The organism is Aquitalea aquatica, from assembly GCF_013911085.1.
GTDB classification, from domain to species: domain Bacteria; phylum Pseudomonadota; class Gammaproteobacteria; order Burkholderiales; family Chromobacteriaceae; genus Aquitalea; species Aquitalea aquatica.
In genome coordinates this window covers 16,980-31,265 of record NZ_JACERN010000030.1, presented here as the reverse complement: position 1 = coordinate 31,265, position 14,286 = coordinate 16,980, and the positions used below count along the sequence as shown (strand labels likewise).

The window sequence follows — 14,286 nt, the reverse complement described above, 5'->3', positions numbered from 1 at the left end:
CGGAACTTTATTGTTGGCTAATTTGTCAATAACGTGTTAAACCTTTAGATCAAACTAAAAATTTTGTCGCAATGATAAAAAAAATAAGGAAATACCTAAATGAAAATCTCTCAATTGCAACCGGGTTATACCGTTCTTGAGCATAAAGACAGTGGCGATATCGTCCACTACACCGTCGTCAGCATTCGCCAGGTTGGCAAGATGTTCGAAGTCACTTTCCAATCCGTGCTGGGTCTTGCCAGCGCCTTTTATCCGGCCAACGGTTTCATCCACGCCGCCGCATAATTGCAGTACCGACTGACCGCCCAAGCCGGTCAGTACACAGACAACACAACCCCGCCGTCGGCGGGGTTTTGCTTTATGGACCTCCTGCCCGCTGCTGGTCGCTGGCATGGCTTCTACCCTATCATCGATTTTTTACCTGTAACGTACTCATGTCCCGTTTGTTCAAACTGCTGCCTGAACTGGTCTGCAATTTTCTACTGCCCTGGTTGTGCTATCGCTGGGCGCTAGCCCCGTGGGGGGAAAGCATTGCACTGATGGTGTCTGCGCTGCCGCCCATTCTGTGGAGCGTGGTCGAACTACTGCGTTTTCGCCGCATTGATGCTCTCAGCCTGCTGGTCGTCGGCGGTATTGTGCTGTCCTTGCTGGTGATGTTGCTGGGAGGAAGCCCACGTGTCCTGCTGATGCGGGAGTCCTTGCTGTCGGGCCTGTTTGGCGTGGTTTTCCTGCTGTCGCTGCTGACAGCTCGGCCGCTGGTTTACCATCTGGCGCTGGCCACGGTTGTGCGCGAGTCGGCCGATGGGCGGGCGCGTTTTATCCAGCGCTGGCAAGAGCCGGCCTTTCGTCAGGCGATCCGGCGCATGACTGGTTTGTGGGGGTGGGGGCTGACTCTGGAAGCATTGATTCGAGCCGCCATGATCTGGCAGCTATCGGTGGACAGCTTTTTGCTGCTTTCGCCCTTTGTCAGCTATGGAATCATGGCCTTGCTGATTGGACTAACCTGGCTTGGTCGGCAGCGCTTGCATGGACAGGGCCGTGCCTTGCCATTCTGAAGGCAAAAAAAGGGGCCGCCAAACGGCGGCCCAAAATTTCCGTGATGAACACTTAGGAGAATACGCGCTGCACTTCGCCTGAGCTGGCGCAGTACGATTCAAACTGCACTGGCTACCTGTCTGCAACACGTTCGCCTCTCGGGGAAGTCGACGGGGTGTGCTGCAAGCGGCCAGCCACTCATGGGGCAGAAGTGACTGGCGGTAACACATTGGCTACTTTAGGCCAGCCGTATTGAGGAGATGTGTCAGGCAAGCCGCTAAATGTTAATAAGTTTTACAAATGATTCCCGTGGCATATTAAATTTATTTTAAGAAAGTGTTGACGCTGCCGGCCATGGCAGGTACTATTCACTCCTCTTCTGAAGAAACAGCGCAGAAGACAGCGACAGAACACTGACGCGGGATGGAGCAGTCTGGTAGCTCGTCGGGCTCATAACCCGAAGGTCGTAGGTTCGAATCCTGCTCCCGCAACCAATTCCCTGCAGCTTGCTGCACGGTAGTAAAAACCCCGATCAAGCCATGCTTGACGGGGTTTTTGCATTGTAGCGCCTGCTATTTGCTAGCAGCGTCTGGCAGCTGTCTTGCGGTATTTCAGGCCTCGGGGCCGCGCTTTGCCCGCGCTATACTGAAAGCCCTCCCACTTTCAGGCGACAAGCACCATGCGCATCGCTGTTTTCGATACCAAAAATTACGACCGTCAAAGCCTGGATCTTGCCAACCAGCAGTTTGGCCATCATTTGAGCTATTTCGAGCCCCGGCTTAATCAGGACACGCTGGATCTGGTGCATGACGTTGATGCGGTCTGCCCCTTTGTCAATGACAGGCTCGATGTCGAAGTGATTGCCCGTCTGGCGCAGCGTGGCGTGCGTTTGATCACCTTGCGTTGTGCCGGCTTCAATGGCGTGGATCTGGCGGCCTGTCAGCAGCACGGCATCGTGGTGACCCGGGTGCCGGCCTATTCGCCGCATGCGGTGGCCGAGCATGCTTTTGCCCTGCTCTTGGCCGTGGTGCGGCGGATTCACAAGTCCTATGTGCGGGTGCGCGAAATGGATTTTTCACTGGATGGTCTGGTGGGCTTCGACCTATACCGCAAGACCATCGGGGTGGTAGGTACCGGGCGCATCGGGCAGGCCACCATTGCCATTGCCAAGGGCTTTGGCATGCGCGTACTGGCCTTCGATGTTTATCCCCAGGCCGGGCTGGACCAGCAACTGGGTTTTGAATATGTGTCGATGGCGCGTTTGCTACAGGAGTGCGATGTGGTCAGCCTGCATTTGCCGCTGACACCGCAAACCCAGCACATGATCAATGCCGATGCACTGGCAGGCATGAAAAGCGGTGCAGTGTTGATCAATACCAGTCGTGGAGCGCTGGTGGAAACGACGGCCCTGATCGCAGCCTTGAAGGATGGCCGGCTGGCCGGGGTAGGGCTGGATGTTTATGAGATGGAGGAGGGGGTGTTTTTTGAAAACCACTCTGAAGTCGGCCTGCAGGATGACCAGCTGGCACGCTTGCTGACCTTCCCCAATGTGCTGGTCACTGCGCACCAAGGCTTTCTTACCCGGGAGGCGCTGGACAATATCGCGGAAACCACGCTGGCCAACGCCACGGCATTTGAGCAGGGGCAGGTGCTGGCCAACAAGGTGGGAAACTGAGGGGCTAGTGGCAGCTAGGCCGGGGTCAGGCAAGCTGGCGGCGAAATACCCAGCGCTGGCTGTCTGATTCGGCTGTATCAAACCGGTAGCCACCCAGATTGAAGTCCTGCAGTGCTTCAGGGGTGTCTACTGCATGCAGGGCTGCCCAGCGCGCCATCAGGCCACGTGCCTGTTTGGCGTAGAAGCTGATGATCTTATACTGGCCGTTCTTGAAGTCCTGGAATACCGGCGTGATCAGCCGGCCATGCAATTGGGCCGGTTTGACCGATTTGAAATATTCGTCGGAAGCCAGGTTGATTAGTGTCGGGTTATCTTCTGCATCCAGCAGCTGATTCAGCGCCTGCGTAATGCGTTCGCCCCAGAATGCATACAAGTTGGCACCGCGTGGATTGGCCAGCCGTGTTCCCATCTCCAGCCGGTAGGCTTGCATCAGGTCCAGCGGGCGCAGCAGACCATACAGCCCGGACAGGATGCGCAGATGGTTTTGCAGATAATCCAGCTGTGTTTCGTTCAGGCTGGCCGCATCCAGTCCCTCGTAAACATCGCCCATGAAGGCCAGCACGGCTTGCTTGGCATTGTCAGGCGTGAAATCGGGAGTCCAGTCGTGATAGCGGCCCACATTCAGGGTGGCCAGCGCATCGCTGATGCTCATCAGGCGGGCAATATCTGCCGGGCTTTTTTCGCGTAATACCGTGATCAGTTGCTGGCTGTCGACCAGAAAATCCGGCTGACTATGGCGTGTGGTGTGCGGTGGGGTAGTGTAGTCCAGCGTTTTGGCCGGGGAGAGTACCATCAACATGAGGCGAATCCTTGCAGCGGGGTAGGGTGGGATTGTAGCGGAGACAGCCGCTCAGCGCCTTGGCTCCATGAGCCTGGCAGTGCCGGACACGCGGATGGAACTGCCTTTTTCTGCCGGGATCGTGGCCTGCAGGCAGGAGCGCTGCCCCATGTCCTCACCCTGTACTACTTCGATATGGCCGCCATGCTCCCAGCCAATATCGCGCAGATAACCGGCCAGTGCTGCCGTGGCCGCACCGGTAGCCGGATCTTCATAGACGCCGCCTGCAGCAAAGGCATTGCGGCTGTGAAAGCGTTGCCGGTTTTCTGCCCACAGCAGCAGGATGGTGGTGAGTCCGGCACGGCGCATCAGGTCGCGTCCTGCTTCCAGCGAATAGCGCATGGCGGACAGGGTGGCGCGCTCTTGCACGGCCAGCAGCAGGTGATCGGCTCCGGCATGGATCAGGGCTGGTGGCAGTGTCGGGCAGAGCTGGTTGGAGCCAAGTCCGAACAGGGTGAGTGCTTCTTGCAGCAAGGCTGCCGGTGCCGCTGTACTGCGTGTCGGTGGGGATTGCAGGGCTGCGCTGAGCTGGCCTGCCTGGTAGTGGCCACTGACGCTGATGCTGGCCTGATTCAGTTGTAGGGGGAAATCCCCATTGCCGTATTGCATGGCCAGCGCGGCACCCAGTGCAATGGTGGCATGGCCGCAAAACGGGACTTCTGCTTCGGGTGAAAAATAGCGTACCCGCCAGCCCTGGCCTTGTGGCATGGCAAATACGGTTTCCGAGAAGCCAAGCTGGGCGGCAATGCCTTGCATCTCGTCGTCACTGGGCAGGCTGGGCTGGATCACCACTCCGGCCGGGTTGCCACCCTTGTCGCCATCGGAAAAGGCGGCAATCTTCAGAATATTCATCACAGGCTCCCACCGGGTAGAATGACACGTCAGATTCTAGGAGATGTGGGCATGCGGGTCGTTGTTCAACGGGTAAGCGAAGCAAGCGTGACGGTTGCCGGCGAGGTGTGCGGTGAGATTGGCGCAGGGTTGCTGTTGCTGGTGGGGGTGGAGGAGGTGGATGGCCAGCAGGATATCGACTGGCTGGTGCGCAAGATCAGCCAGTTGCGCATTTTCAATGATGCCGCCGGGGTGATGAATCTTTCCCTGCAGGAAAAGGGGGCTGAGGTGCTGGCGGTCAGCCAGTTCACCCTGTTTGCCTCAACTCGCAAAGGCAATCGACCTTCGTATAGCCGTGCCGCCCGTGGTGATATTTCCCGGCCTATATTTGACCAGTTTGTTGCCAGCCTGAGCCAGGCAATCGGCTGTGCGGTGCCGACGGGAATATTTGGGGCGGACATGCAGGTTGCACTGGTCAATGACGGGCCGGTGACCATTTTGCTGGACAGCCGCGAACCCGAGTAAGCGCTGCAGTGCTCTGATGGCAGGCAAGAAAAAACCCGCAGTAGCGGGTTTTTCATTGGCAGAACCCGGTGAATTACAGGCCCTGGGTTTCGATGCGTACGCGCTGGCCCGGTTGCAGGCGGGTCAACTGGTTGGCATCGTTCCAGCGCTGGATATCGGCGTGATTCACACCAAAGCGGCGGGCAATGCTGTAAACGGTATCGCCACGTTGTACCACGTATTCGGCCGGTACCGCTCCGGTGGCCTGAGCCATGCTGCTGCTGACTTTGACCAGCGCCTCATCCTGCGCACTGGGTACCGGCACAGCTTCGGCCAGCATGGTATTGGCTGCCAGCGGATTACCCTTCACCTTGATGACCTGACCCAACTTGACGGTGTTGTCCGCCATATTGTTGAAGGCTTTCAGGTCTGCCACGCTGACATTGTAGCGGCGCGCAATATTGAACAGGGTATCGCCACTGGCAACGGTGTGCTGGCTAGCTGCCGGATTGACGCTGGCCAGACGGGCTTCCAGCGGCTTGGGCGGCGGGGTGGTGCTGGAGGGCAGGTTGGGTGCCTCAGCCTTGGCCAGCAAGACCGGTTTGGTCGTCGCAGCAGGCGCTGCGCTCACGATCGGTTTTGCCGGTGTGCTATCGGCAATGATGGTCGGCTCAGCCGCTGCAACCGTGTTGGTAACTGGCAGCGTGGCTACGTTCACCGGTGCTACGGCAACCGTGCTGGTGCTGACTTCCAAGGGTTTGGCGACGCTGGCTGGGGCTGCACTGGCAATAGTTTGAGTCTCAAGCTTGTTGGCAACGACCTGAGTCGTCGATGCCGGGGCAGGAGCAGAGGCAATCAGGCTGCTGCCATCACCCAGATTGCCATCGCCAGCGTCCAGTGGGCTGGCACCATCAGTCTTGCCGCGCAAGGCAACCAGTACCGGGCGGCCGGCGGTCAGGTTACGCGAACCCACCTTGTTGACGTTTTGCAGCTCTGCCGAGCTCATGCCATAGCGTTCGGCCACGCTGGCGACATTTTCATCAGCCGACGGCGTGTAAACCTGCCAGCTGAGCAGGGGTTTGTTCCAGTGCGACAGGTTGTAATCGAACTTGTCGGCCTTGGACAGCGGAATCAACATTTGCCGGCCCGGTTTATGGGCATATACCGGCAGATTGAAGGCGGGGTTCAGTTCCTTGAATTCGGCAACAGAAATACCCGCCATCTTGGCGGCTACATCGATGTCCATATGACGACCAGTGGACACCGCGATGAAGTAGGGCTTGTTGGGGAATTTATCCAGCTTGACGCCGTATTTTTCTGGTTGGCTGAGAATGTTGCGCACGGCAATCAGCTTGGGAGCGTAATTGCGCGTTTCATTCGGCATCTTGATGTTTTCGTAGGTCGGCTCAAGACCTGCGGCCTGGGCGCGGGCAATGGCGCGTGCCAGATTGCCCTCGCCCCAGTTGTAGGCGGCCAGAGCCAGATTCCAGTCGCCGAACTGCGCATACAGATTCTGCAGATAATCCAGGGCGGCGCGGGTGGCTTCCATGACATCGCGGCGGCCATCGTACCACCAGGTCTGTTCCAGGCCGTAATGGCGGCCGGTAGCCGGCATGAACTGCCACAGACCCGCTGCACCTACCGGTGAGTTGGCAGTGGGGACAAAAGCACTTTCTACCACCGGCAAGAAGGCGATTTCGGTTGGCATGCCACGGCGTTCCACTTCATTCATGATGTGAAACAGGTATTTGTGGCTGCGGTCCAGCATGCGTTTGAAGTATTCGGGCTTGCTGCTGTAGAGGCGTTCCTGCTTGCGGACGATGTCGGCGTTGACTTCAGTCAGCTGGAAGCCTTCGCGCGCACGCTCCCACACATTGTCGCCATTGCGTAGCAGGGTGGAGTTCAGCAGCATCATGTCCAGGCCGGCAGCCTGGGCTTCGTCGACGCCGACTGATTGTCTGAATGCCCCTGAGTCGGCATGTGCCAGGGATGAAACGGAAAATGCAAATGACAACGAAAGTGCCAATGGTGTAATTCTTTTCATTTGGCCAGCCCGGAATTCTGATCTCGGCCGATGCTAAACACCCCCCAAGGGTGTGTCAATCGAAAAAGGCAAATCATTTCATGAGCTTTGCTTGAATGAGTCGATATATTTAATAAAGGTTGGCAGCCAGCCTTTTCGCAAGAATGATCTACCCGGAATGCATGTCAGCGGAAGTTGTTCTTCCATTCGCGCAACACCGTGAACACCTGCAGGCGGTCTTGCAGCGTATGTCCGGCCTGTCGGCTGGCCTGCTGTTGTACCGCTGGTTTGCCGCAGCGCATGAAGGGATTGGTGGTTTTTTCCAGTCCCAGCTCGGTTGGCAGCGTGGGCAAACCCATGGCGATCTGCTTTTGATCCAACAACTGACGCAGCTGTATTTCGTCATTGTCCGGCTCAACTGCCTGCGCAAACTTGAGGTTGGACAAGGTGTACTCGTGTGCCGGGTAAAACCGGGTGGTATCCGGCAGCGCGGCTAGCTTGTCCAGCGAGGACAGCATCTGGGCCGGGCTGCCTTCAAACAGCCGGCCACAGCCTGCTCCGAACAGGGTGTCACCGCAAAACAGCTGGCCATGGCCGTAATAAGCCAGGTGGTCCAATGTGTGGCCTGGTAATGCCAATACCTCGAACTGATAGCCCTGCCAGTCGACCTGTTCGCCTTCCGCAACGGGCTGATTCACGCCGCTGATGCCGGCCGGGCCGTAAACCTTGGCCTGTGGCCAGCGCTGCAACAGCTCGGCCAGCCCGCCACAGTGGTCGGCATGGTGATGGGTGATCAAAATGCCCTGCAGCGCCAGACCGCCGTGCTCCAGAAAGGCAATCAGCGGTGCCGCGTCGCCCGGATCAACTGCAAGTGCGCCGGTGCCCTGCTGCAAAACCCAGATATAATTGTCGGCAAATGCCCGAACGGGGGTAATGGTAAACATGGTCGGATCGGACTCCTTCAATGATGCAAGCGTTTTCCACGTGGCTGGCCACGACCGAACTGGGACATTACCTGCTGGAGTGCGAACAGGCGTTTTTCGATCGGGCTGTTGCCGATATTTTTGGTTTTCATGCGGTGCAGGTGGGCTTGCCAGAGGTGGATTTTCTGGCGGCTAACCGCATTCCCTGGCAATGCCGGGCTGCCGAAAGCGGTGAGGCAGCGCAGATTATCTGCCATCCGGCGCAGTTGCCATTCGAATCGCGCAGCCTCGATCTGCTGGTCATGCCGCATTTGCTGGATTTTACCACCGAGCCGCATCAGGTACTGCGCGAGGTGGAAAGAGTGCTGGTGCCGGAAGGGCGTCTGCTGATGACCGGTTTCAATCCGGTGTCCTTGTGGGGGGTACGTCGCCTGATACAAGGGCGGGCAGACACGCCGTGGCGTGGCAATTTTTTCCCGCTGATCCGCATTCGCGACTGGCTGAAATTGCTGGATCTGGAACCGGTCGCCGGCTGTTTCATGGCTTATGCCCCCCCCGTTTCACAGCACGACTGGCTGGAGCGCTTTGGCTTCCTGGAGCGGGCGGGTGATAAATGGTGGCCGCTGGCTGCCGGCGTGTATGGTATTGAAGCCATCAAGCGTCAACGCGGCATGCGGCTGATTACCCCAAAATGGAAAACCGCCAAGTCGGCACAGGGGCTGGTGGTGGCCGGCGGTAACGAGCGCCATCCTACGCACAAACAAGCCGCCACTCCTAGCCGGTGTGCGGGAGAGCACAAAGAATGACCATGCCCGGTCGGCAGGACGGGGCGGAACTGACTAGAGACACATGACAACTGAAGATCGCGTTGAGATTTATACCGATGGTGCTTGCAAGGGTAACCCTGGCCCTGGCGGCTGGGGTGCGCTGCTGCGTTTCAAGGGCAAGGAAAAGGAATTGTTTGGTGGTGAGCGCGGTACCACCAATAACCGCATGGAGCTGCTGGCGGTGATTCGTGCACTGGAAGCATTGAACCGGCCCTGCAGTGTGGTGGTCTACACCGACTCGCAATATGTGCAGAAAGGCATTTCCGAGTGGATCCACGGCTGGAAGGCCCGTGGCTGGAAAACTGCCGCCAAGGAACCCGTCAAGAATGCCGACCTGTGGCAGGCACTGGATGCTGAACGCAACCGCCATGCCCATGTCGAGTGGCGCTGGGTCAAGGGCCACGCCGGCCATGAATTCAACGAACGCGCCGACCAGTTGGCCAACCGTGGCGTCGACACGCTGTAAATCCCCCAGATAGATTTATTGATTGCGACCGGCGCAGGCCGGTCCGTCCGAAAGCAGCAGCATGAGACAGATCATTCTCGATACTGAAACCACTGGCCTCGACCCTGATCAGGGCCATCGCATCATTGAATTCGCCGGTCTGGAAATGGTGAACCGCAAGCTGACCGGCAAGCATCTGCACGTTTACATTCACCCGGAGCGAGATATCGATCCGGATGCCGAGCGGGTGCACGGCATTTCGCTGGCCTCGCTGGAGGGCAAGCCGCGTTTTGCTCAGGTGGCGGCCGAACTGGCCGACTTCATGCGTGGGGCCGAGCTGATCATCCATAACGCGCCGTTTGACGTTAAATTCCTCAATGCCGAATTTGACCGCATGGGCCTGCCACGCATCAAGGATGTGGCCGAGCAGGTGACCGACACCCTGGCCATGGCGCGTGACCAGTTTCCCGGCAAGCGCAACAGCCTGGATGCCTTGTGTGACCGCTTTGAAATCGACCGCTCCAACCGTACCCTGCACGGCGCGCTGATCGACTGTGAGCTGCTGTCGGAAGTTTACTTGTGGATGACCCGGGGCCAGGAAAGCCTGGTCATGGATATCGATGTCGACAATGGCAGCCAGCAGGCCGGCGACATCCAGTTCGAGCGCAAGCCCTTGTCGGTACGCCGGGCCAGCGAGGAAGAACTGGCCGCACATCAGAGCTATCTGGGTGACCTGGACAAGGCGGTCAAGGGCAGTTGCCTGTGGCGCACGCTGGAGAACCCACCGGCAGGGGATGCTGCATGAGCCGTTATCTTGCCCTGGTACCGGCCGCCGGTTCCGGCAGCCGTTTTGGCGGTCCCAGCCCCAAGCAGTACTTGCAACTGAACAATCGTCCGCTGATGTGGCACACCTTGCAGGTACTGTGTCAGGTGGAAGCCATCAGCCAGGTAGTGGTGGTGATTTCACCGGGTGATGAGTGGTTCGATGATTTCGAATGGGACCTGCCCAAGCTCAGGGTGCTGCGCGTGGGCGGTGCCAGCCGCGCCGAAAGCGTGCGCAATGGTTTGCAGGCCATGGAAGCCAGCGAGCAGGACTGGGTGCTGGTGCATGATGCGGCGCGCTGTTGCCTGTCTGTCGCTGCCGTGGAGCGGCTGATTGCCACCTTGGCTGACGATCCGGTAGGCGGCTTGCTGGCCTTGCCGGTGCCGGATACGGTGAAGCGGGCTGATGGCGAAGGGCGCATCAGCGCCACCGTGCCGCGTCAGGGACTGTGGCTGGCGCAGACACCACAGATGTTCCGCGCCGGGCTGCTGGCCGAGGCGCTGGCTGCGGCCAATGTGACGGATATCACCGATGAAGCCTCCGCTGTCGAGCAATATGGACACAAACCCCGCCTGGTGGAGGGGGATGCACAGAATTTCAAGGTGACCTACCCGCGCGATCTGGCGCTGGCGCGTGCCATTCTGGCCGCAAGAAAGGAGTGAACAGCATGTTCCGAGTTGGACAAGGTTACGACGTGCATCAGCTGGTGGAAGGCCGCCCGCTGGTCCTGGGGGGGGTGACCATTCCGCACAGCCATGGCCTGCTGGGGCATTCCGATGCCGATGCCCTGCTGCATGCGATTACCGATGCCATACTGGGAGCTGCCGCACTGGGCGATATCGGCCGGCACTTTCCGGATACCGACGCGCGCTTCAAAGGTGTCGATAGCCGGGTATTGTTGCGCGAAGCGGCGGTACGGGTAAGGGCGGCTGGCTGGCAAGTGGTGAATGTGGACGCCACGCTGATCGCGCAGCGCCCCAAACTGGCACCGCACATCGATGCCATGTGTGCCTGCATTGCTGCCGACCTGGGCATTGCCGTGAATGCGGTCAATGTGAAGGGCAAGACCAATGAAAAACTGGGCTATCTGGGACGTGGCGAGGCAATCGAAGCGCAGGCCATTTGCCTGCTGATGCCGGCGCAGTGATGGCTGGCGCACCGACAGAAGCCAGCCGATGTGGGATAATCCCTGTCTGAATGCGGAATCGAACTCACCTGATGGAGGTATCAACATGCTGACCCAAGACCAACTCAAGCTGGCCGTGGCCCAAAAGGCGCTGGAATTCGTGCCGGACGACTGTATCGTCGGTGTGGGCACTGGCAGCACGGTCAATCTCTTCATTGAAGAACTGGCCACCATCAAAGGCCGTATCAAGGGCGCGGTATCCAGCTCGGAAGCCTCCACCGCCCGCCTGAAAGCACACCACATTCCGGTATTCGAGCTGAACGAGGTGGAAAAGCTCGAGGTGTATATCGATGGTGCGGATGAAATCAACCATCACCTGCACATGATCAAGGGCGGTGGCGCAGCACTGACGCGCGAGAAAATCGTGGCCAGTGTAGCCGAGCAGTTCATCTGCATCGCCGATGAAAGCAAGTACGTGCTCAAGCTGGGCAAGTTCCCGCTGCCGATCGAAGTCATTCCGATGGCGCGCAGCTCGGTAGCCCGCCAGTTGGTAGCGCTGGGCGGCCACCCGGAACTGCGCCAGGGCGTGGTCACCGACAACGGCAACCTGATTCTTGACGTACATGGTCTCACCATCAACACCCCGGTCGAGCTGGAGGAAGCCATCAACCATATCGCCGGTGTCGTGACCTGTGGTCTGTTTGCCCGTCGTCGCGCCGATGTACTGGTGCTGGGCCGTCAGGATGGCGTGGAAGTCATTCGCTAAGCCCGTTGTCGCATGTCGCCGGGCCTGTCGCTGACAGGCCCGTTTTGATTAAATGTCATCAGCCTGTCATCCAGCAGGCTTACCATCATCCATTCTTTGAAATCCGGATTCGTTTAAGAGGCAGACATGGCAGAACACATCTCCAAGCAGTTTGACATGGAACTGGAAACCATCCGCACCCGCGTCCTGCAAATGGGCGGCCTGGTGGAGCAACAGATCCTCTCTGCTATCGATGCGCTCATGTCCGGTGACATCGCCAAGTTTGACAAGGTGATTGCCGAAGATGCGCTGGTCAACTCCATGGAAGTCACCATCGACGACGACTGCCAGCACATCATCGCGCGCCGTCAGCCGGCTGCCAGCGACCTGCGCATCATCATCACCGTGATCAAGACCATTACCGATCTGGAGCGCATTGGTGACGAGGCGCAAAAAATAGCCCGCATGGGTAAAACTATCTACCAGTCCGAGCGCTACCAGATGCCGCGTTTCCGCGAAATCCGCAAAATGGCGGAAGTGGCCCTGGCCATGCTGCGCCGCGCACTGGATGCCTTTGCCCGGCTGGATGCCAGCGCGGCACTGGAACTGGCCGAAGAAGACATGCGGCTGGACGACGATTTCGCCGCCGAACTGCGCCAGCTGATCACCTTCATGATGGAAGACCCGCGCACCATCAGCATGTCCATCGACACCCTGTTCATTTCCAAGGCCATCGAACGCATTGGCGACCATTCCAAGAACATCTCCGAGTACGTGGTTTATCTGGTCAAGGGCAAGGACATCCGCCACACCTCGCTGGAAACCATCAAGCGGGAAACCCTGGGCCACTGATCAAGCGCAATGACGCAAGGGCACAAATGGCGGTAACATCGCGCATGTTACTGCCATTTTTTATTGAATAATCCATGGCGTAGCCCGGTACAGGCGGAGCCCTGAACATGGCTGCGCAGCAAACCAAATTGGAAAAGGCTAGCCTTTGACCACAACCCTGCCCACCCCGGATGTGCTGGCCACGGTCGACCTGGGGTCCAACACCTTTCGTCTGCAAGTATCCCGCGTTGTAGAAGACCAGCTTTACCCGCTGGACGCCATGAAAGAAACCGTGCGTCTGGGCGCCGGCCTGACTGCCGACAAATACCTGGACGACGCCACCCAGGAAAAAGCCCTGGCCTGCATGGCTCGTTTTGGCGAGCGCCTGCGTGGTTTCAGCCCGGCGCAGGTGCGTATCGTCGGCACCAATACCCTGCGGGTGGCGAAAAACTCGGCCGATTTCATCCAGCGCGCCGAAGCACTGCTGGGCTTCCCCATCGAAATCATCGCCGGGCGCGAAGAGGCACGGCTGGTGTATATCGGCGCGGCGCACTCCTTGCCTGCTACCAAGGAAAGACGGCTGGTGGTGGACATCGGTGGCGGCTCGACCGAGTTTGTCATCGGCAGCCAGTTCAAGGCCCATGTAACCGAAAGCCTGCCGCTGGGCTGTGTCAGCTACAGCCTGCGCTACTTTGCCGACGGCAAGCTCAGCCGCAGCAATTTCGCCGATGCCACGCTGGCCGCGCGCAATGAAATCCAGCGCATTACCACCGAATACCGTCCGGAAGAGTGGCAACTGGCGGTGGGTACCTCGGGCACTGCCCGTTCACTGCGCGATATTCTGGAAATCAACGACTGGTCGGCTTCCGACATCACGCTGGAAGGCATGCTGCAATTGCGGGCCGAGCTGATCAAGCGTGAGTCCCTGAAAAACCTCAGCCTGAATGGGCTGAAGGCTGACCGGCTGCCTGTGCTGCCGGGTGGGCTGGCCATCATGATTGCCATTTTCGAAGAGCTGGGCATCAGCAAGATGACCGTGGCTGAAGGTGCGCTGCGTGATGGCGTGCTGTACGACCTGTTGGGCCGCCAGCGCGAAAAGGATATGCGCGAAAGCACGGTACAGCTGTTCAAGCGCCGTTATCACGTGGATGTGCCGCAAAGCGAGCGGGTGCAAGTGCTGGCCGAGCGGTTGTACCGCATGGTGGCTGGTGAGGATGTGGACCAGAACATGCTCAAGCGGCTGATCTGGGCCGCCAGGCTGCATGAAATCGGCCTGACCATCGCCCATACCGCTTACCACAAGCATTCGGCTTATATCCTGCAGAATGCCGACATGCCGGGTTTTTCCAAGCGTGAGCAGGCCATGCTGGCTACCATCGTGCTGGGCCATCGCGGCGACATGGGCAAGATGCTGCAGGTGGTGAACGACCCTGCCTTGTGGCAGGCCGTAGTTGCGCTGCGGCTGGCGGTATTGTTCTATCGCAGCCGCATGGCCATCACCCTGCCGGAATTGCTGGATCTGAAGCTGGATGTGAAAGGTTTTGTGCTGACCATGAGTCAGAATTGGCTGAATGATAATCCGCTGACTGCCAGCGCCTTCCGCCAGGAAGTGCTGCAGTGGAAGAATGTCGGTTTCGAACTCGACGTCAGCAAGCTCTAA

The 14,286-nt window shown here is 58.7% G+C and carries 16 protein-coding genes and 1 tRNA gene; 13 read left to right on the top strand and 4 right to left on the bottom strand.

Features of this window, described 5'->3' with window-relative positions; translation table 11 throughout:
• Nucleotides 1–99 precede the first annotated feature (99 nt).
• From H2Z84_RS10405 to H2Z84_RS10390, 4 genes are all read left to right on the top strand, one after another.
• Nucleotides 100–285 (top strand): hypothetical protein, encoded by a 186-nt coding sequence (locus H2Z84_RS10405; RefSeq protein WP_059286504.1) that lies wholly within the window; start codon nucleotides 100–102, stop codon nucleotides 283–285.
• Nucleotides 286–434: 149 nt separating this feature from the next.
• Nucleotides 435–1,055, top strand: coding sequence for a VC0807 family protein (locus H2Z84_RS10400; protein ID WP_181835931.1), 621 nt, complete (start codon nucleotides 435–437; stop codon nucleotides 1,053–1,055).
• Between the two features lie 397 nt (nucleotides 1,056–1,452).
• Nucleotides 1,453–1,529 (top strand) — tRNA-Met (locus H2Z84_RS10395).
• A gap of 185 nt (nucleotides 1,530–1,714) precedes the next feature.
• Nucleotides 1,715–2,710 carry a 2-hydroxyacid dehydrogenase gene (locus H2Z84_RS10390; protein WP_181835930.1) on the top strand — a complete coding sequence of 332 codons (996 nt, stop codon included), beginning with the start codon at nucleotides 1,715–1,717 and terminating at the stop codon, nucleotides 2,708–2,710.
• A gap of 25 nt (nucleotides 2,711–2,735) precedes the next feature.
• On the opposite strand, the gene yaaA is transcribed toward H2Z84_RS10390, so the two are convergent.
• Together yaaA and H2Z84_RS10380 are read right to left on the bottom strand one after the other, a co-directional pair.
• Nucleotides 2,736–3,509: a peroxide stress protein YaaA gene (gene yaaA / locus H2Z84_RS10385; RefSeq protein ID WP_181835929.1), complete on the bottom strand. Its 774-nt coding sequence runs from the start codon at nucleotides 3,507–3,509 to the stop codon at nucleotides 2,736–2,738.
• A 51-nt stretch (nucleotides 3,510–3,560) separates the two neighbouring features.
• Complete coding sequence (locus H2Z84_RS10380) at nucleotides 3,561–4,400, bottom strand: PhzF family phenazine biosynthesis protein (protein WP_181835928.1); 840 nt, start codon at nucleotides 4,398–4,400, stop codon at nucleotides 3,561–3,563.
• Between the two features lie 51 nt (nucleotides 4,401–4,451).
• Here H2Z84_RS10380 and dtd point away from each other — a divergent pair, with 51 nt between their 5' ends.
• Nucleotides 4,452–4,904 (top strand): D-aminoacyl-tRNA deacylase, encoded by a 453-nt coding sequence (gene dtd / locus H2Z84_RS10375; protein WP_181835927.1) that lies wholly within the window; start codon nucleotides 4,452–4,454, stop codon nucleotides 4,902–4,904.
• Between the two features lie 73 nt (nucleotides 4,905–4,977).
• Here the strand turns inward: dtd and H2Z84_RS10370 are convergent, their stop codons facing one another.
• Entirely contained in the window at nucleotides 4,978–6,798 is a 1,821-nt protein-coding gene (locus H2Z84_RS10370; protein ID WP_258869367.1) for a lytic transglycosylase, read from the bottom strand.
• Between the two features lie 293 nt (nucleotides 6,799–7,091).
• Nucleotides 7,092–7,850 (bottom strand): hydroxyacylglutathione hydrolase, encoded by a 759-nt coding sequence (gloB, locus tag H2Z84_RS10365; protein WP_181835925.1) that lies wholly within the window; start codon nucleotides 7,848–7,850, stop codon nucleotides 7,092–7,094.
• Nucleotides 7,851–7,870: 20 nt separating this feature from the next.
• Between gloB and H2Z84_RS10360 the strand changes: the two genes are divergently transcribed.
• From H2Z84_RS10360 to ppx, 8 genes are all read left to right on the top strand, one after another.
• On the top strand, nucleotides 7,871–8,635 hold the full coding sequence (locus H2Z84_RS10360) for a class I SAM-dependent methyltransferase (RefSeq protein WP_181835924.1): 765 nt from the start codon (nucleotides 7,871–7,873) through the stop codon (nucleotides 8,633–8,635).
• 43 nt (nucleotides 8,636–8,678) lie between these two features.
• The gene (gene rnhA, locus H2Z84_RS10355) at nucleotides 8,679–9,122 is read left to right on the top strand and encodes a ribonuclease HI (protein ID WP_124642787.1); all 444 of its coding nucleotides are present in this window, start codon (nucleotides 8,679–8,681) and stop codon (nucleotides 9,120–9,122) included.
• Nucleotides 9,123–9,183: 61 nt separating this feature from the next.
• A complete protein-coding gene (dnaQ, locus tag H2Z84_RS10350; protein WP_181835923.1) occupies nucleotides 9,184–9,906 on the top strand; it encodes a DNA polymerase III subunit epsilon in 723 nt (240 codons plus the stop codon).
• Nucleotides 9,903–10,586, top strand: a complete 684-nt coding sequence (gene ispD / locus H2Z84_RS10345) for a 2-C-methyl-D-erythritol 4-phosphate cytidylyltransferase (protein ID WP_181835922.1) — start codon at nucleotides 9,903–9,905, stop codon at nucleotides 10,584–10,586. The genes dnaQ and ispD overlap by 4 nt, the downstream gene beginning before the upstream one ends.
• A 5-nt stretch (nucleotides 10,587–10,591) precedes the next feature.
• Complete coding sequence (ispF, locus tag H2Z84_RS10340) at nucleotides 10,592–11,071, top strand: 2-C-methyl-D-erythritol 2,4-cyclodiphosphate synthase (protein ID WP_181835921.1); 480 nt, start codon at nucleotides 10,592–10,594, stop codon at nucleotides 11,069–11,071.
• 85 nt (nucleotides 11,072–11,156) lie between these two features.
• Nucleotides 11,157–11,816 carry a ribose-5-phosphate isomerase RpiA gene (rpiA, locus tag H2Z84_RS10335; protein WP_103524681.1) on the top strand — a complete coding sequence of 220 codons (660 nt, stop codon included), beginning with the start codon at nucleotides 11,157–11,159 and terminating at the stop codon, nucleotides 11,814–11,816.
• A gap of 126 nt (nucleotides 11,817–11,942) precedes the next feature.
• On the top strand, nucleotides 11,943–12,647 hold the full coding sequence (gene phoU, locus H2Z84_RS10330) for a phosphate signaling complex protein PhoU (protein WP_124642777.1): 705 nt from the start codon (nucleotides 11,943–11,945) through the stop codon (nucleotides 12,645–12,647).
• Nucleotides 12,648–12,792: 145 nt separating this feature from the next.
• Nucleotides 12,793–14,286 (top strand): exopolyphosphatase, encoded by a 1,494-nt coding sequence (gene ppx, locus H2Z84_RS10325; RefSeq protein WP_220272786.1) that lies wholly within the window; start codon nucleotides 12,793–12,795, stop codon nucleotides 14,284–14,286.